Source organism: Pseudomonas sp. R3-56 (assembly GCF_051132075.1).
Lineage (GTDB): Bacteria > Pseudomonadota > Gammaproteobacteria > Pseudomonadales > Pseudomonadaceae > Aquipseudomonas.
The window spans coordinates 560,446-578,581 of record NZ_CP071657.1 but is presented as its reverse complement, the minus strand read 5'-3'; the positions used below and the strand labels follow the sequence as shown (position 1 = coordinate 578,581).

At 61.7% G+C, this 18,136-nt stretch carries 14 protein-coding genes; 11 read left to right on the top strand and 3 right to left on the bottom strand.

Annotated elements, in window-relative coordinates; all coding sequences use genetic code 11:
• The first annotated feature begins 131 nt into the window (after positions 1 to 131).
• From J3P96_RS02700 to J3P96_RS02650, 11 genes are all read left to right on the top strand, one after another.
• Complete coding sequence (locus J3P96_RS02700; protein WP_434658072.1) at positions 132 to 2,567, top strand: hypothetical protein; 2,436 nt, start codon at positions 132 to 134, stop codon at positions 2,565 to 2,567.
• 35 nt (positions 2,568 to 2,602) lie between these two features.
• Positions 2,603 to 3,064 carry an Lrp/AsnC family transcriptional regulator gene (locus J3P96_RS02695; protein ID WP_434655192.1) on the top strand — a complete coding sequence of 154 codons (462 nt, stop codon included), beginning with the start codon at positions 2,603 to 2,605 and terminating at the stop codon, positions 3,062 to 3,064.
• A gap of 272 nt (positions 3,065 to 3,336) precedes the next feature.
• Positions 3,337 to 5,019 (top strand): flavin monoamine oxidase family protein, encoded by a 1,683-nt coding sequence (locus tag J3P96_RS02690; protein ID WP_434655191.1) that lies wholly within the window; start codon positions 3,337 to 3,339, stop codon positions 5,017 to 5,019.
• 12 nt (positions 5,020 to 5,031) lie between these two features.
• On the top strand, positions 5,032 to 5,826 hold the full coding sequence (locus J3P96_RS02685) for a carbon-nitrogen hydrolase family protein (protein WP_434655190.1): 795 nt from the start codon (positions 5,032 to 5,034) through the stop codon (positions 5,824 to 5,826).
• A 48-nt stretch (positions 5,827 to 5,874) separates the two neighbouring features.
• Positions 5,875 to 8,313, top strand: a complete 2,439-nt coding sequence (gene pqqF / locus J3P96_RS02680) for a pyrroloquinoline quinone biosynthesis protein PqqF (RefSeq protein WP_434655188.1) — start codon at positions 5,875 to 5,877, stop codon at positions 8,311 to 8,313.
• 157 nt (positions 8,314 to 8,470) lie between these two features.
• The gene (gene pqqA / locus J3P96_RS02675; protein ID WP_003177660.1) at positions 8,471 to 8,545 is read left to right on the top strand and encodes a pyrroloquinoline quinone precursor peptide PqqA; all 75 of its coding nucleotides are present in this window, start codon (positions 8,471 to 8,473) and stop codon (positions 8,543 to 8,545) included.
• An 80-nt stretch (positions 8,546 to 8,625) separates the two neighbouring features.
• The gene (pqqB, locus tag J3P96_RS02670; RefSeq protein ID WP_434655185.1) at positions 8,626 to 9,537 is read left to right on the top strand and encodes a pyrroloquinoline quinone biosynthesis protein PqqB; all 912 of its coding nucleotides are present in this window, start codon (positions 8,626 to 8,628) and stop codon (positions 9,535 to 9,537) included.
• Between the two features lie 193 nt (positions 9,538 to 9,730).
• Positions 9,731 to 10,483 (top strand): pyrroloquinoline-quinone synthase PqqC, encoded by a 753-nt coding sequence (pqqC, locus tag J3P96_RS02665; RefSeq protein ID WP_434655182.1) that lies wholly within the window; start codon positions 9,731 to 9,733, stop codon positions 10,481 to 10,483.
• A complete protein-coding gene (pqqD, locus tag J3P96_RS02660; RefSeq protein WP_434655179.1) occupies positions 10,480 to 10,755 on the top strand; it encodes a pyrroloquinoline quinone biosynthesis peptide chaperone PqqD in 276 nt (91 codons plus the stop codon). The genes pqqC and pqqD overlap by 4 nt, the downstream gene beginning before the upstream one ends.
• Positions 10,748 to 11,878 (top strand): pyrroloquinoline quinone biosynthesis protein PqqE, encoded by a 1,131-nt coding sequence (gene pqqE / locus J3P96_RS02655; protein WP_434571378.1) that lies wholly within the window; start codon positions 10,748 to 10,750, stop codon positions 11,876 to 11,878. Before pqqD ends, pqqE begins: the two co-directional genes overlap by 8 nt.
• Positions 11,844 to 13,670, top strand: coding sequence for an alpha/beta hydrolase family protein (locus J3P96_RS02650; protein WP_434655177.1), 1,827 nt, complete (start codon positions 11,844 to 11,846; stop codon positions 13,668 to 13,670). Before pqqE ends, J3P96_RS02650 begins: the two co-directional genes overlap by 35 nt.
• A gap of 132 nt (positions 13,671 to 13,802) precedes the next feature.
• Here J3P96_RS02650 and J3P96_RS02645 read toward each other — a convergent pair whose 3' ends face one another.
• From J3P96_RS02645 to J3P96_RS02635, 3 genes are all read right to left on the bottom strand, one after another.
• Entirely contained in the window at positions 13,803 to 13,961 is a 159-nt protein-coding gene (locus tag J3P96_RS02645; protein WP_038436734.1) for a YqaE/Pmp3 family membrane protein, read from the bottom strand.
• 339 nt (positions 13,962 to 14,300) lie between these two features.
• On the bottom strand, positions 14,301 to 16,079 hold the full coding sequence (locus J3P96_RS02640; protein WP_434655174.1) for an acyl-CoA dehydrogenase C-terminal domain-containing protein: 1,779 nt from the start codon (positions 16,077 to 16,079) through the stop codon (positions 14,301 to 14,303).
• A 254-nt stretch (positions 16,080 to 16,333) separates the two neighbouring features.
• On the bottom strand, positions 16,334 to 18,130 hold the full coding sequence (locus tag J3P96_RS02635; RefSeq protein WP_434655171.1) for an acyl-CoA dehydrogenase C-terminal domain-containing protein: 1,797 nt from the start codon (positions 18,128 to 18,130) through the stop codon (positions 16,334 to 16,336).
• Between the last annotated feature and the right edge of the window lie 6 nt (positions 18,131 to 18,136).

The window sequence follows — 18,136 nt, the reverse complement described above, 5'->3', positions numbered from 1 at the left end:
ACGCGACAAAATTATTGAGATGTAACGTATACCAAACACGCCAAATAATCAAAACAACGAGCGGCGGGACTTTGTCTTTTTTAACGTCCGCTCACTTACAATCAGATTTCCAATACCCCGCCGAGACGCCCATCATCGCCAGCCCCAGCCTTCCCCGCCTGTTCCTCGAACTCTTCTGGCAACTCGGCATCCTGGTGGTGCCAGCCTTTTTTGTAACGATACTGCCGCCGCCGCTGGCCTTGCTGGCGGTGGTGTTGCTCGGTTTGCTGATGGGTCTTGCCGCGCGGCTGGGCTTTTTGGCGGCGGGTCGGGGCATTGCCCGGCTGACTGTCGGCGCGGTGTTTGGCCTGGGTTTCAGTCTGGGACGAGCATTGCCTGAGTGGTGGGGAATTCTGGTGGCGATCGTCGCCATCGTTGGCGGGCTCGCCTGCGTGAGCAAGTGGGAGCGCCGCCTTGGGTTGGCGCCGGTCTCCTCTGCGGGCCAAGGACCGAGTGCCTGGGGCACAAACGAGCCGCTGCTGACGCCCGAGGGCGAGCCGATCCGGGTGTTCAACCACAGCGAAATTGCCATGGGCGGCCCCGTTCATTGCGATTATCTGTTTCCTGATGGCGTGCTCTTGCAAGGCCTTGGCTCCTCGGCGGTGTTCTCCAGCGACGGTCGCTATTTCGCCGCGCCGGTACCGTCACGCCAGGAATGGGGACTGGTCGTGCTCGACCGGGAGCAACGCAAGCTGTACCGCTGTGCCGAAACCGAGTTCTGGGAGCTGGATGCCCTGGACCTGGATCAACTGAGCGGCCGCCATAGCCCCTTGGTCGACAACAGCGTTCGTCAGGCCCGACTGGATGAACTGTTGCAGGCCGCCGAAGTAGCCGAGCTGATCCCGTTTGCGGACCTTTGGCTGGAGCCTGGCTGGAATCCGGACAGTGTTGCGCGCAGCTTCGAACGGGCTTCCATTGATGGCGGGCAAATCCTGCAGGGCGACATCTTGTTGCCCAAGACCTTTCGCGATCTGGCCCAGCCATTGGAGCCACTGTATTCGCCGCGCTACGCCATCAGCCTCAATGGTCAACCATCGGGCCTGGTCATGGCAGCCGATGCGCCACTGGTCTGGAGCGGCGATAACCGCGCCCTGGTCTGTCTGGCCCGGGAGCAGGCCAACGAGGCGGATGGCAATCAGTACTGGTTGTGGCAAGCGGATCATGGCTGGCGCGCCCTGCCCTCGCCGTGGGTGAAGAGCGACGCGGAGCCGTCCTTTTATTGGCATGAATTATTGAGCCTTGATGCGAGCCATGTCCGTATCGGCTCGTATCTCGATTATCCGCGACCAGGCGCCGGCCGTTATGGCTACCGCCTGGAGAGTATCCACGGCGATACCGAGACCCAGACCGGTCATGACGCTCAAGGTCGCGTGCAGGTCGGTGAGTTCAAGCTGACCCGCATGGCGATCATGCTGCCGCTGGACAGCACGGGGCGGCGAGGCGACTCGTGCGTCGAGACGCAACCGTTGCAAGGCGATGTGCGCGCTGTCCTGACCTGGCTCGGTGACAATCCCCAAGGCCTGGGTGGCTATCGCTGCCGGATCGGCGACTGGTCGTTGCCGGGGGCTTGGCTGCTGGACCATCGGGTTTCCGATTGTGGACGCTATCTGGCGCTGCTGCCCTTTGAAAACTCAACGACAGTCACCAGCCATGCGCTGGTGGCGGATGTGCAGGAGCAACGTCTGCTGGAAGGGCCGCCCATGTGGGTGGAACGGATACTGGATTTCCGCGATGGTCGATTGAATCTGGCAGTGATCCAGGGCCGTCTTGATCAAGAGGGGGAAAGCAGCCCGTTGCAACGTTTCAACATCGCCGCGCCAGAGGTTGGCGGCGACGCGTCGTTCTTCCGTCCCAACGAGCAATCCCGGCTGTTCTACAACACTGTGCAGTTGCAGCCGACAGACTCGCAGCTCAAAGCCGTCCCGCCTTGGCGTCTGGTGGCTGGCCCGCAAGCGGCCACTGCCGAGGGAGATTTCATCCAGCCCGCGCCGAATGATCAGGATGCCGCCTGGCTGTTTGGCAGCGAGACGGAATACGCCGACAGCTGGGTGCGTACCGGTACGCCCCGTCTCGGCGGGCATTTGCTGACAGCCTCAGGCTGCGCGTTGGTCGATCTGGCGCCCTCGATGATCTGGTCGGCGGACAGCCGCTACCTGGCCCTGACCTGCATGGCGACCGATGTCACGGAACTGTGTGGCAGTTACCGCGGTTGGCAACTGCTGCTTCTTGATGTCCGGGAGCACACGCTGCGCATACATCCGCAATGGCTGGGCAACCGACCATTATTGGAAAGCTTCGCGGAAGAGCAGCTACGGATACGCTGTTTCGAGCGCGACTGGGAGACCGAAGCCGACGAGGATCAGGGTTCGGTGCAGTCGTTCTCACTGGACGCTCTGCTGCAGTTGCCCACTGAGCAACTGATCTGCCAGGAAGGTGTCTGGCTCAGGTCTTCCCAGGCGCACCTGGCAGCCGCCTGGCGGGCGCTGGCTTTACCTGCCACTGGCTATTTCGAGCGAGGGAACCTGTAACATGCCCGCCATTGATGCCCGCGCCGGAGCCAACCTTGACTGAGATCCGCCCCCCCGTCCTCGACGAAATCGACCGCCAGTTGATCGCGGCCCTGCAAATCAACGCGCGGGAAAGCGTCGCCATGCTCGCCCGGCAATTGGGAGTTGCCCGCACCACCGTGACTTCGCGCCTGGCTCGACTGGAGAAAGCCAAGGTGATCACTGGGTACGGCGTGCGTCTTGGCCAGCGGGTGATCGATGGCGGTCTGCAGGCCTATGTCGGCATCAAGGTGCAGCCACGCTCCGGTAAAGAGGTATTGCGACGCTTGAGCGCCATGGCCCAGGTCCAGCAGTTGTGCGCGGTCAGCGGCGAATTTGATTATGTGGCGTGGCTGCGCACCGATTCGCCGGAACAGCTGGATCAGTTGCTCGACCAGATCGGCAGCGTGGACGGGGTGGAGAAAACTACCACGTCGATCATTCTCAGCAGCAAGATCGATCGGGGCCAGCCGGTCTGAAGCCTTGCACCTTATCCTGTGGGAGCGAGCCTGCTCGCGAAGCGGTTGTCAGAACGAACTGTTCCCACTGGCCCACCGCATTCGCGAGCAGGCTCGCTCCCACAGGATCATACTTCGTCATTACGACTCGACTACATTACAAAATGACTTGAAACTACGCAAAACGACGACACATTGCGTCTTATTAACGTGTTTCACCCTCTCTAGAATGGCTGGCATCTTTCCTATACTCAGACGCGAACGCCGCGTCGAGTCGCCCATCAAGGTCAGCCATGAACAAGCACAATCGCCACCCAGCAGACGGCAAGAAGCCCATCACCATTTTCGGGCCGGACTTTCCTTTCGCCTTTGACGACTGGATCGAGCACCCGGCCGGCCTGGGGGTCATTCCCGAGCACAACCACGGGGCTGAAGTGGCGATCGTCGGCGCGGGGATCGCCGGTCTCGTAGCCGCTTACGAATTGATGAAGCTGGGCCTCAAACCGGTGGTGTACGAGGCGTCGAAGATGGGCGGACGTCTGCGCTCCCAAGCGTTCAACGGCGCCGAAGGCATCGTTGCCGAGCTCGGTGGCATGCGTTTTCCGGTGTCGTCCACGGCGTTCTACCACTACGTCGACAAACTGGGCCTGGAGACCAAACCGTTCCCCAACCCACTGACCTCGGCCTCGGGCAGCACCGTCATCGACCTGGAAGGGCAGACTTACTACGCCGAAAAAATGGCCGACCTCCCTGCGCTGTTCCAGGAAGTCGCTGACGCCTGGGCCGATGCCCTGGAGGATGGCTCGCGTTTCAGCGAGATCCAGCAGGCGATCCGCGAGCGCGACGTGCCGCGTCTCAAAGAGCTGTGGAACACCCTGGTACCGCTGTGGGATGACCGCACATTCTACGATTTCGTCGCCACCTCCAAGGCATTCGCCAAGCTGTCTTTCCAGCACCGCGAAGTGTTCGGCCAGGTCGGCTTCGGCACGGGCGGCTGGGACTCGGACTTCCCCAACTCGATGCTGGAAATCTTTCGCGTGGTGATGACCAATTGCGACGACCATCAGCACCTGGTGGTTGGCGGCGTGGAACAGGTGCCGCAGGGAATCTGGAGGCACGTGCCGGAGCGTTGTGTGCATTGGCCGGAGGGCACCAGCCTGAATTCGTTGCACCTGGGCGCGCCACGCAGCGGGGTGAAGCGTATCGCTCGCGCCGACGACGGCCGATTCAGCGTGACCGACGTCTGGGGCGACACGCGCGAATACGCCGCCGTGCTGGTCACCTGCCAGACCTGGCTGCTGACCACCCAGATCGAGTGTGAAGAAGCGCTGTTCTCGCAAAAAATGTGGATGGCCCTGGATCGCACCCGCTACATGCAATCGTCAAAGACCTTCGTGATGGTCGACCGGCCGTTCTGGAAGGACAAGGCCCCGGAAACCGGCCGCGACCTGATGAGCATGACCCTCACCGATCGCCTGACCCGAGGCACCTACCTGTTCGACAACGGCGACAACAAGCCGGGGGTCATTTGCCTGTCGTATTCCTGGATGAGCGATGCACTGAAAATGCTCCCGTACCCGGTGGAAAAACGCGTCAAGCTGGCCCTGGATGCCCTGAAGAAAATCTACCCGAAGGTAGACATCGCCGCGCGGATCATTGGCGAACCGATCACCGTGTCCTGGGAAGCCGACCCGTATTTCCTCGGCGCCTTCAAGGGCGCGCTACCCGGCCACTATCGTTACAACCAGCGCATGTACGCGCATTTCATGCAGGACGACATGCCGGCCGAACAAAAAGGGATCTTTATCGCCGGCGACGACGTCTCATGGACACCCGCCTGGGTTGAAGGCGCGGTCCAGACCTCGCTCAATGCCGTGTGGGGAATCATGAAACACTTCGGCGGTAAAACCCATGCCGAGAACCCGGGTCCAGGGGATGTGTTCGACGAAATCGGTCCGATCGCCCTGCCCGAATAAAAGGAGTTGTCGATGCGCGTAGCCCTCTACCAATGTCCACCGCTGCCAATGGATCCGGCCGGCAACCTGCAGCGCCTGCACCAAGTCGCGCTGGAGGCCCGAGGCGCTGACATATTGGTGCTGCCGGAGATGTTCCTGACCGGCTATAACATCGGCGTCGATGCGGTGAATGTACTGGCCGAGGTCTACAACGGCGAATGGGCCCAGCAGATTGGCCGCATCGCCAAGGCGGCCGGCCTGGCGATTCTCTATGGCTACCCCGAACGCAGCGAAGACGGACAGATCTACAACGCCGTGCAACTGATCGATGCCCAAGGCGAACGCCTCGCCAACTATCGCAAGAGCCACCTGTTCGGCGACCTCGACCATACGATGTTCAGCGCCGGGAATGCGACGCTGCCCATTGTCGAGCTCAACGGCTGGAAGCTCGGCTTCCTGATCTGCTATGACCTGGAATTCCCGGAGAACGCCCGCCGGCTGGCCTTGGCCGGTGCCGAGCTGATCCTGGTGCCGACCGCCAACATGCAGCCCTACGAGTTCATCGCCGACGTCACCGTGCGGGCACGGGCCATTGAAAACCAGTGTTTCGTGGCCTACGCCAACTACTGCGGCCACGAAGGTGAATTGCGCTATTGCGGCCAGAGCAGCATCGCCGCCCCGGACGGCAGCCGCCCGGCCTTGGCGGGGCTGGACGAGGCGTTGATCGTCGGCGAACTGGATCGACAGTTGATGAATGACTCACGCGCGGCCTACAACTACCTGCACGACCGTCGCCCGACGCTCTACGGCGACTTGCATAAACACTGATCCGGGCTAATCCGCTAGCATGAGCACATCCTTGTCCTGGAAGCGCTCATGCCGGCCCCCGATTCCCTCCGCCCCCATACCGAAACCCTGGCCAACGGCCTGCAAGTGACGTTGCGCCATGCACCCGACCTCAAGCGCAGCGCTGCGGTGTTGCGGGTGGCGGCCGGCAGCCATGATGCGCCCGAGGCCTGGCCGGGCCTCGCGCATTTTCTCGAACATCTTTTTTTCCTCGGGACAGAACGTTTTCCCAGCGGGCAGAACCTGATGGCCTACGTGCGGGACCACGGTGGGCAAGTCAACGCGCGTACCAGCGAGCGCACCACGGACTTTTTCATCGAGCTGCCGCCTGCCGCCCTGGCCGACGGGTTGGAGCGTCTGGCAGACATGCTCGCTCATCCCCGACTGGATGAAGCCGACCAGTTACGCGAGCGGGAAGTGCTGCACGCCGAATTCATCGCCTGGTCCGGGGACGCCGCCGCCCAGCGCCAGGTTGCCCTGTATGATGGATTGTCGGCGGCTCATCCGCTGCGGGGCTTTCACGCTGGCAATCGCGACAGCCTCGCTGTACCACAGCCTGAATTTCAAACGGCGCTGCGCGGTTTCCATCAGCGTTTCTACCAGAGCGGTCAGATGACCTTGAGCCTCGCCGGCCCGCAAAGCCTCGAAGCCATGAAGGCGCTGGCCGATCAATTCGATACAAGCATGCCCATCGGAAAAGCGGCGACCAGGCAATCGCCGCCGAGGCTAATGACGGCGCCAGGCATCGCTTATCAACAGGTCCGGGAAGGCTGCCTCGACTTGCTCTTCGCCCTCGAACACTTGCCTGGCGCCTCGCCTCAAGCATTGGCTTTCCTGTGTCACTGGCTGAACTCCAGCAAACCGGGCGGCTTGCTTGCGACGTTGCGCCAACGCGGTCTCGCCGACAGCCTCAAGGCTTCGCCGCTGTATGAATTTGCCGGTCAGGCACTGCTGCACATCGAGCTCAAGCTCGACAGCGGCCAGGTACCGTCGGCTATCGAGCCGTTGCTGCGCGACTGGCTGGGGTTCTTTACCGCCCATGACGACTGGGCTCCCTTGCGCCAGGAATTCAACGCCCTGCTGCAGCGCCGTCAGGAAACGGCAACCGCCCTGCAACTGGCGCGTTGGGACGGCGAAGGATGTGCCGGGGCTCTAGCGGAAAACGACTTGATGCGGATTCGAGAAATCCTCAAACAACTGCACCCTGCGAATCCGGTCGCCGAACAATGGCAACTGCCCTCGCCCAACCCGTTCCTGCAAGCGCCAAGCGAGCCGCCCCGCGCCGGTTTGATACGCGGCCAGACCAGCGCCCACCGTGGTCTGCGCACGTTCGCACAAGACCGCAGCCGGGGCCGGCGGGAACGCTCGCCCATGCAGTTCAGCCAGGCATTGCCGGACTCTCGGGAAAGTGCGGTGTATGTGCGCTGGCAACTGGAGACCCGGGTACCGCTGGATTTTCAACCCAGACTCGATCGGCACCTGGCGGATGTGTGCGAGGACGCCCGGCAGGCAGGCGTGGACATCACTTTCGAAATCTGTAATGACCGATGGCTGCTGAAGCTGGTCGGTTTGCAAGCACCGATGCCGTTGGTGCTTGAGCACCTGCTGACGAAGCTGGAGGAGCCGCTGCCACCCGTTCAGGCCAGGAGCGAAACGCCCCTGATGCCGATTCGACGTTTGCTGCGGGAATTGCCGGATCACTATCAGCAGAACCTGCGGCATGCAGAGCTGCCACCGCCCGGCAGCGAACAAGACGTCTGGGCGGGCGCCCGCTGGGACGGCCTGGCCATCGGTCTGTCGGCTGCTTCCCAAGCGGCTGTGGGCCCGTTATTAGCTCGAATTCCTGGCGTGGCCCGCGAGGCGACGGCGCCAGCAGCGACGCCTTCACCAGGACGGATCTGGCGCACCCTCGAGACCCATGGCGACGAACACGCCGTGTTGCTGTTTTGCCCCTCGCCCACGTTGGACTTGCCCGACGAAGCTGCCTGGCGATTGCTGGCTCATTTGTGCCAGACCCCGTATTACCAGCGCTTGAGGGTCGAGCTGCAGTTAGGTTATGCGGTGTTCAGTGGCTTGAAGCAAATCGATGGATGGACCGGCTTGTTGCTGGGTGCGCAATCGCCCGAGACGTCGGCCGCGCAGTTGGTCAGCCATATGGAGCAGTTTCTGACCGAGCTCCCCGCCGTGATCGAGCAAACCGACGATGCAACCCTGGCCAGCCAACAACAAGCCCTGGCCAGTCAGATGCAAATCGCCGCGTTGCCCTGCGCCCAGGCGGCCGAGCTACTCTGGCAAGGAAAACTGGCCGGCCACCCGGCAGACTTCCCTGAGCGACTGGCCGATGCCATCCTGGGCATGCAGCGCAAAGACCTGGTGGATGCCGCGCGCCGCTTGATCGACGCGCTGGGTGGACGTTATTGCCTCAGCAACGCGCCGAGCCCGGGCGACCCCTGGCGAGCGGCCAAATGATCATTACAGGCGCTGCAATGAGCTTTCTCAGAGAATCGCAGCGAACCAAATTGTCAGATTTAGTAACATAGTCATCTGAGCATCTGAACATCTCCGAACGGAGGTGGACTATATGTATAGCTTTAAACCGATCCACCCCAACCAAAGGAGTATTCCCATGTCCTGGTCCAAACCCGCATATATCGACCTGCGTATCGGCTTCGAAGTCACCATGTACTTCGCCAGCCGTTGATGATTGCAGGCAGTTAGTACGCGACACAACGCCTCGGCCATCCGGGGCGTTTTTATTTCGGTTTGCAGATGGGAGCGAGCATGTTCGTCCAGATTCTAGGTTCCGCCGCCGGTGGGGGCTTTCCCCAGTGGAACTGCAACTGCGCCAATTGCGCGGGTTTTCGCGACGGCAGTCTCCGAGCGCAGGCGCGCACCCAGTCGTCCATTGCAATTTCCGATGATGGCGTGAGCTGGGTCCTGTGCAACGCCTCGCCGGACATCCGCGCGCAACTCCAGGGTTTCGCCCCGATGCAGCCTGGCCGGGCGCTACGGGACACTGGCATCGGCGCGATCATCCTGATGGACAGCCAGATCGATCACACCACCGGCTTGCTCAGCCTGCGCGAAGGCTGCCCGCATCAGGTCTGGTGCACCGACATGGTCCATGAAGACCTGAGCACCGGTTTCCCGCTGTTCAACATGCTGACCCACTGGAACGGCGGCCTGAGCTGGAACCGCATCGAGCTGGACCAGAGCTTCACCGTCCCGGCCTGCCCGAACCTGCGCTTCACCCCGCTGCCGCTGCGCAGCGCCGCGCCGCCCTATTCACCGCACCGCTTCGATCCGCATCCGGGTGACAACATCGGGCTGATCGTTGAAGACCTGCGCAGCGGCGGCAAACTGTTCTATGCGCCGGGCCTGGGCAAGGTCGACGAACCGTTGCTGCAGATCATGGCCGACAGCGACTGCCTGCTGGTGGACGGCACGATGTGGGACGACGACGAAATGCAACGCCGTGGCGTCGGCACTCGCACCGGTCGAGAGATGGGCCACTTGGCGCAGAACGGTCCCGGAGGGATGCTGGAGGTGCTGGAGCAATTGCCCGAGCAGCGCAAGGTGCTCATCCATATCAACAACACCAACCCGATCCTGGACGAAGATTCGCCCGAGCGGGCCGAGCTGGTGCGTTGCAGGATTGAAGTGGCCTATGACGGGATGAGTATTGAGTTGTAGGAATGGGCAGACGAATGTGTGAGCGGCTTTGCGGTGTGCCAGATCTGGCCTCTTCGCGAGCAGGCTCGCTCCCACAGTAGTCCCGAGTCGTACCGGATATCTGCTTTAGCACCACCCAATGTGGGAGCGAGCCTGCTCGCGAAGAGGCCGCCCAGGCAACCCATCCGCCAGCGGTTATCCAAGGAGAACCGAAATGACTGACACCCCCCTGTCCATCGCCGAGTTCGAGGCGGCCCTGCGTGCCAAAGGCGCGTACTACCACATTTATCATCCCTATCACGTGGCGATGTATGGAGGCCGTGCCACGCGCGAGCAGATCCAGGGCTGGGTCGCGAACCGCTTCTACTACCAAGTGAATATTCCGCTCAAGGACGCCGCGATCCTGGCCAACTGCCCGGACCGGGAAATCCGTCGCGAGTGGATCCAGCGCCTGCTCGACCATGACGGCGCCCCCGGCGAAGACGGCGGCATCGAAGCCTGGCTGCGACTGGGCCAGGCAGTGGGCCTGGACCCCGATCAGCTGCGCTCACAAGAGTTGGTGCTACCCGGCGTACGCTTCGCCGTGGATGCCTACGTCAACTTCGCCCGCCGGGCCTCCTGGCAGGAAGCCGCCAGCAGCTCATTGACCGAACTGTTCGCCCCGCAGATCCACCAATCGCGCCTGGACAGCTGGCCGCAGCACTACCCCTGGATCGACCCGGCCGGCTATGAATATTTCCGCACCCGCCTGGGCCAGGCTCGGCGTGATGTGGAGCATGGTCTCGCGATCACCTTGCAGCACTACACCACCCGCGCAGGCCAGGAGCGCATGCTGGAAATTCTCCAGTTCAAATTGGACATTCTCTGGAGCATGCTCGACGCCATGAGCATGGCTTACGAATTAAAACGCCCGCCCTATCACAGCGTGACCGATCAACGGGTGTGGCATAAAGGGATTACCTTATGAGCTTCGACCGCAGCAAAACCCCTCAGTGGCGTCCCGGCTATCGCTTCCAATACGAACCGGCCCAGAAAGGCCATGTGCTGCTTTATCCTGAAGGCATGATCAAGCTCAACGACAGCGCCTCGCTGATCGGCGGCCTGATCGATGGTGAACGGGATGTCGCGGCGATTATCGGCGAGCTGGAGAAGCAATTTCCGGACGTGCCGGAACTCGGTGACGACATCGATCAATTCATGGAGGTCGCCCGTGCACAGCACTGGATCACCCTTGCCTGAGAAGCCCGCCGTCGGCTTACCGCTGTGGCTGCTGGCCGAGCTGACCTATCGCTGCCCGTTGCAATGCCCGTACTGCTCCAACCCGCTGGACTTTGCCGAACAAGGCAAGGAGCTGAGCACCGAGCAGTGGTTCAAGGTCTTTCGCGAGGCCCGGGAAATGGGCGCCGCGCAACTGGGCTTTTCCGGCGGCGAGCCGTTGGTGCGCCAGGACCTCGCCGAGCTGATCGGCGAGGCGCGCAAGCTAGGCTTCTACACCAATCTGATCACCTCCGGCATCGGCTTGACCGAACAGAAAATCAGCGATTTCAAGAAGGCCGGCCTCGACCACATCCAGATCAGTTTCCAGGCCAGCGACGAGCAGGTGAACAATCTGCTGGCCGGTTCGAAAAAAGCTTTCGCGCAAAAACTGGAGATGGCCCGAGCGGTGAAAGCCCATGGTTATCCGATGGTGCTGAACTTCGTCACCCATCGGCACAACATCGACAAGATCGACCGCATCATCGAGCTGTGCATCGCCCTGGAAGCCGACTTTGTCGAACTCGCCACCTGTCAGTTCTATGGCTGGGCACACCTCAACCGCGTCGGCCTGCTGCCCACGCGGGAACAACTGGTGCGTGCCGAGCGCATCACCAATGAATACCGGGCCAGGCTCGAGGCCGAAGGTAACCCGTGCAAGTTGATCTTCGTGACCCCGGATTACTACGAAGAGCGCCCCAAGGCCTGCATGAACGGCTGGGGCAGCATCTTCCTGACCGTTACCCCGGATGGCACGGCATTGCCTTGCCATGGCGCCCGGCAGATGCCGGTGCAATTCCCGAATGTGCGTGACCACAGCATGCAACACATCTGGTACGACTCGTTCGGCTTCAACCGTTTCCGGGGTTATGACTGGATGCCCGAGCCCTGCCGCTCGTGCGATGAAAAAGAAAAGGATTTCGGCGGCTGTCGTTGCCAGGCGTTCATGCTCACCGGTGACGCCAGCAATGCCGATCCGGTGTGCAGCAAATCCGCGCACCACGGGATGATTCTCCAGGCTCGCGAAGACGCCGAGCATGCCACGCAAACCATTGGACAACTGGCCTTTCGCAATGAACGAAACTCGCGCCTCATCGTTAAAGGCTGAACCTTTCAGCGCCGCCCAGGCCGTCGCGGCAGGCGTCGACTTTGCCGAACTGCAACTCGGCCCCCAGGGTCTTTTCTGGAACGAATACCGCCCCGAAGATGGCGCTTGCCGGATCTGGCATTGGCGAGACGGCAAGGCGCGTTGCCTGACCCCGGACGGTTTCAGTGTGCGCAGCCGGGTGTACGAATACGGCGGCGGGTCGTTCTGCCTGAGCGACGACGGCGTGCTGTTCGTCAACGAAAGCGACCAACAGCTGTATCACCAATCGCTGGGCGACCAGCGCCCGGTGGCGCTGACCGCGGGCGATTGTCGATACGGCGATCTGCACTTCGCCACAGGGCACGTGCTGGCCGTGGAGGAACAGGCCGACCAGCATCGATTGGTATCGATTGGGCTGGCGGATCACCAACGCCGTGTATTGGCCGAAGGCGCGGACTTCTATGCCGCGCCGATCTTGAGCCCCGACGAAAAACGTCTCGCCTGGATTGAATGGAGTCGCCCCCACCAGCCGTGGACAGCGACGCGGCTGATGCTCGCCGAACGCAACGATTCAACCTGGGCAGCGCCATGCTGCGTGGCCGGCGATGATGACGAAGAATCCATCCAGCAACCTCGCTTCGATGCTTGCAGTCGCCTTTATTGCCTGACCGACCGAGACGGTTACTGGCAGCCCTGGAGTGAACGCGCCGGCGTCCTGAAGCCAATGGACGCCGCCGAAGCCGATCACGCCCCGGCGCCTTGGCAGCTGGGCGGGTGTTCATGGTTGCCGATGGATCAAAGCACTTACCTGGCAAGCTGGACCGAGGCCGGCTTCGGGCGGTTGGGGCTGCGCTGCGGCGGCGTGCTCGAAGATTTCACCGGCACTTACAGCCGCTTCCGCAGCCTCGCGCTGGATGAGCAATTTATCTATGCCATTGCCGCCTCGCCAGCCAGCCCCTCGGCGGTCATTGCGATCGAGCGGCGCAGTCATGAAGCGCTGGTGCTGGCCGGAGGCATCGCGCCGTTGCCTCCCGAGCAAATCAGCCGCCCCCGGACTCTGCGCTATCCCTCTGCGTCCAGCGAAGCCCACGGTTTTTTTTATCCAGCCATGAACACCGACGCGAAACCGCCGCTGGTGGTGTTCGTCCACGGCGGGCCCACTTCGGCTTGCTACCCGATGTTCGACCCGCGCATCCAGTATTGGACCCAGCGCGGCTTCGCCGTTGCCGACCTCAACTACCGTGGCAGCAGCGGTTATGGGCGCGTCTATCGGCAAGCGCTGCATTTGAGTTGGGGCGTGGTGGATGTCGAGGATGCCTGCGCCGTGGTTGCTTACCTGGATGAGCAAGGCTTGGTCGATGGCCGCTGCGCCTTCATCCGTGGCGGCAGCGCAGGTGGCTATACCAGCCTCTGCGCCCTGGCGTTCCGGGACGTATTTCGTGCCGGCGCCAGCCTCTACGGCGTCAGCGATCCCGTTGCCCTGGCCCGCGCTACGCACAAATTCGAAGGTGACTATCTGGATTGGCTGATCGGCGACCCGCAACTGGACGCCGAACGCTACCGGGCCCGCACGCCGTTACTGCACGCCGAGAGGATTCGCGCGCCGGTGATTTTTTTCCAGGGCGAACTGGACGCCGTGGTCGTGCCGCAGCAGACCCGCGACATGGTCAAGGCGCTGGAGGACAACGGTGTTGCGGTCGAGGCTTATTACTACCCTGATGAGCGCCATGGCTTTCGCAAGGCCGAGAACCAGGCACATGCGCTGGAGCATGAGTGGTTGTTCTATCGCAGGGTGATGGATGCTCGCCTCTAGAAGCGGCAAGTACTTGTGGCGAGGGAGCTTGCTCCCGCTGGGTCGCGGAGCGGCCCCAGGCTTTTGCGATTGCTGCGCAATCGAGCGGGAGCAAGCTCCCTCGCCACAGAGGTCGTAGTCATTACATTAACTTCAGCGCTTGGCGATGATGTACACCGCATGCACGATGCCGGGGATATAACCCAACAGCGTCAGCAGAATGTTCAGCCAGAAAGCCCCGCCGAACCCGACTTGCAGGAACACACCCAGCGGTGGCAACAGAATGGCGATGATGATTCGAATGATATCCATGGACAGCTCCTGATGGTCGATGGCCACATTGCCATATAGCTCATGGACAGCTGACCGCTCGTCAGGGTTCAGTGCGCGTCCAAAGAGGCGGGCCGCAGGGAGAAGATACGCAGGCAAAAAACGCGGGCAAAAGAAAACCCCGCCGAAGCGGGGCTTTGCAGACTGTTTCCCTGACATCCATTTCACTCCGCCTTCCTGGCAGAATCCTACGTGTCCGTGTTGTAACTTTGCGCGTCCTGCGCTACGTCCATGGAAGCTAGATTAGCCGTGGATCCAATCGGCCGATAGAGGGAAATCGCCAGCACGTCATGTAAGCTTTTTCCTACATATCGTCTTCTTTTAGAACTGACCGGGTTCCAGCAGGAACAGCGACTCGCTGCCCGCCCTTACCGAAGCGCCCAAGGAATGGATTCGTGGCAACAGGCGGGCAAAATAGAAACGTGCCGTGCCCAGTTTGCTCGCGTAAAAATCGTCCTGCTTTTCCTTGCCCAGGGCCGCCCGGGCCATGAGTGCCCACATGTAGGCATACGCGGTGTAGCCAAACGCCTGCAGGTACTCCACCGAAGCCGCACCGATTTCATGGGGATTGTTTTTCGCCCGGTCCAGCAGCCACTCGGTCAGCTCGTCCAGCGTGCCGACGGCATCGTTCAACGGCTGGGTGAACTCCGTCAGATCGCTGCCAGCGGTAGCGGTGAAATGACGAATCTCGTCGGCGAACAGTTTGTAGAACGCCCCGCCGTTGCCGACGATCTTGCGTCCCACCAGGTCCAGTGCCTGGATGCCGTTGGTGCCTTCGTATATCTGGGTGATGCGCACGTCGCGCACCAGCTGCTCCTGGCCCCATTCGCGAATGTAGCCGTGGCCGCCGAAAACCTGCTGGCCGTGAATGGTGGTTTCCAGGCCCAGGTCGGTCAGGAAAGCTTTCGCTACTGGCGTCAGTAACGCCACCAAGTCTTCGGCGCGCTTGCGAGTCGTCGGGTCTTCGCTGAACTTGGCGGTGTCCAGTTGCATCGCCACGTAGGTGGAGAACGCCCGGCCACCTTCGTTCGACGCTTTCATGGTCAGCAACATCCGGCGCACATCCGGGTGGACGATGATCGGGTCGGCGATCTTGTCCTTGTTCTGCGCGCCGGTTGGCGAACGGCTTTGCAGGCGATCACGGGCGTACTCGACAGCGTTCTGGTACGAACGCTCGCCGGAGGCCAGGCCCTGGATCCCGACGCCCAGGCGTTCGTAATTCATCATGGTGAACATCGCAGCCAGGCCTTTGTTCGGCTCGCCGACCAGGTAACCCACTGCTTCGTCGAAGTTCATCACGCAGGTGGCGGACGCCTGGATGCCCATCTTGTGTTCGATCGAACCGCAGTTGGCCGCGTTGCGTGCACCCAGGCTGCCGTCGGCGTTGACCATGAATTTCGGCACCAGGAACAGCGAAATGCCTTTCGGGCCCGCCGGTGCGTCGGGGAGCTTCGCCAACACCAGGTGAATAATGTTTTCGGTGAGGTCGTGTTCGCCACCGGTAATGAAAATCTTCGTGCCGCTGACCTTGTAGGTGCCGTCAGCCTGGGGCTCAGCCTTGGTCCGGATAATCCCCAGGTCGGTGCCGGCATGGGGTTCGGTCAGGCACATGGAGCCGGCCCAGACGCCGGCGTACATGTTTGGCAGGTACGCGGCTTTCAATTCCTCGCTGGCGTGGGCGTTGATCGACAGGCAGGCTCCTGCGGTAAGCATCGGGTACAGACCGAAGGACAGGCTGGCGGAGTTGACCATTTCCTCGACCTGGGCCGAAACCGCCTTGGGCATGCCCATGCCACCGTACGTTGGATCACCGCCGACGCCGACCCAACCGCCTTCAGCGAAGGTCCTGTAGGCTTCAGGGAAACCCGCCGGGGTGGTCACGGCGCCGTCAGCCCAGTGGCAGCCCTCTTCGTCAGCTGCACGGCTGAGGGGCGCGATGCTTTTACCGGTGACCTTGCCCGCCTCTTCGAGGATCGCTTCGACGGTTTCAGCGTCTACGGTTTCGGCCAACGCCGGCAGTTGAGCCCAGAGTTTCGCGACCTCGAACACTTCATTGAGGACGAAGCGCATATCGCGCAGGGGCGCTTTGTAGTCAGCCATGGCAAACCTCGCAGGATCTAAACAATTGGTTCGTAGGAAAGCGTTCTCGCAATGGCCCAGAGTGTACCTCAACAACTTTTGAGACACATAGGGTCAACCTGTGACTGTTTTGTTATTTTTAGTCAACCCAGAAGTTCTGATTTCCCGTGGCGAGGGAGCTTGCTCCCGCTTGAGTGCGCAGCGCTCACTAGAAGGGCTGCTGAGCACCCCAGCGGGAGCGAGCTCCCTCGCCACTGAGAAAATGTTTCAGCCTGTCAAAGCGCAAACAACTCCGCCGGCAACCCCATCAGGCAATCACTTCCCGCCTCTATGGCAGCCCGATGGGCGGCCGTACGCGGCAGCAGGCGCTTGAAGTAAAACTCGCACGTCGCCAGCTTGGCCCGGCAGAAGTCGCTATCTCCAGTGCCGCTGTCGAGTTGCGCCTGGGCCACCAACGCCATGCGCAACCACAGATAGGCCAAAATGATATAGCCGCTGTACATCAGGTAATCCACCGAAGCGGCGCCCACCTCATCCGGATTTTTCATGGCGGCCATGCCGACCTGCGTCGTCAGTTCGCCCCATTGCTGGTTGAGCCCGTCCAGTTGCGCAATGAAAGCCTGGAGCTGCGGATGCCCGGCATTGGCAGCGCAGAATTTATGAACGATTCTGGTGAAACCGCGCAGCAACTTGCCCTGGCTACCCAGCACCTTGCGCCCCAGCAGGTCCAGGGCCTGGATGCCGTTGGTGCCTTCATAGATCGGCGCGATCCGGCAATCACGCACCAGCTGCTCCATGCCCCACTCACGAATGAAGCCATGACCGCCAAAGACTTGCATGCCGTGGTTGGTCACTTCCAGACCCGTGTCGGTCATGAAGGCCTTGCAGATCGGGGTGAGGAAGGCCAGCAGGTCTTCCGCCTCCTGGCGGGCGTTTTCGTCGCGGCTCAAATGCGCGGTATCGAGCAGTTGCGCAGTGAAATACGTCAGCGCCCGGTTGCCTTCGTTGAAGGCTTTCATGGTCAGCAGCATCCGGCGTACATCGGGATGGACGATGATCGGGTCGGCGACTTTTTCCGGCGCCTTCGGGCCGGTCAAAGAGCGCATCTGCAGGCGATCGTTGGCGTATTTGACCGCGCCCTGGAAGCTCGCTTCGCCGAGGCAGAGGCCCTGCATGCCGGTACCGAGGCGGGCGTGGTTCATCATGGTGAACATGCAGTTGAGGCCCTTGTTCGGTTCGCCGATCAGGAAACCCATGGCCCCATCGAAGTTCAGCACGCATGTGGCCGACGCCTTGATGCCCATCTTGTGCTCGATCGAACCGCAGGAAACACCATTGCGCTCACCGGCCTCGCCCGCTGCATCGGGCAGGAACTTGGGCACGATGAACAACGAGATGCCTTTGGTCCCGGCGGGAGCATCCGGCAATTTGGCGAGCACCAGGTGAATGATGTTGTCGCTCATGTCGTGCTCGCCGGCGCTGATGAAGATCTTGCTGCCGGTCACCGCGTAGCTGCCATCCGCCTGAGGCACGGCGCGGGTCTTGATGATGCCCAGGTCAGTGCCGCAGTGGGCTTCGGTCAGGCACATGGTGCCGGTCCACTGGCCGGCGGTGAGCTTGTTAAGGTAGGTCTGTTTCTGCTGTTCGGTGCCGTGAGCGTGGATGGCCGACATGGCGCCGTGGGTCAGGCCGGGGTACATGCCCCAGGAGGTATTGCTCGACCCGATCATTTCGCTGATCACCAGCCCCAGCGAGCTGGGCAGGCCTTGGCCGCCATAAGCCGGATCCGCTGCCAGGCCGTGCCAGCCGCCTTCCACATACTGTGCGAAAGCTTGCTTGAAGCCTGTAGGTGTAGTGACCACGCCGTTATCGAAATGGCAGCCCTCTTCGTCACCCGGACGATTGAGCGGGGCCAGCACGTTCTCACAGAATCGGGCACCTTCTTCGAGGATGGCGCTGACCATGTCCGGACTGGCGTCGCTGGCCCCCAACTCGGCATAGCAGCCATGGAAATCAAAGACGTTGTCGATCAGGAAACGCATGTCGCGCAGCGGGGCTTTGTACTCGGGCATGGTGGT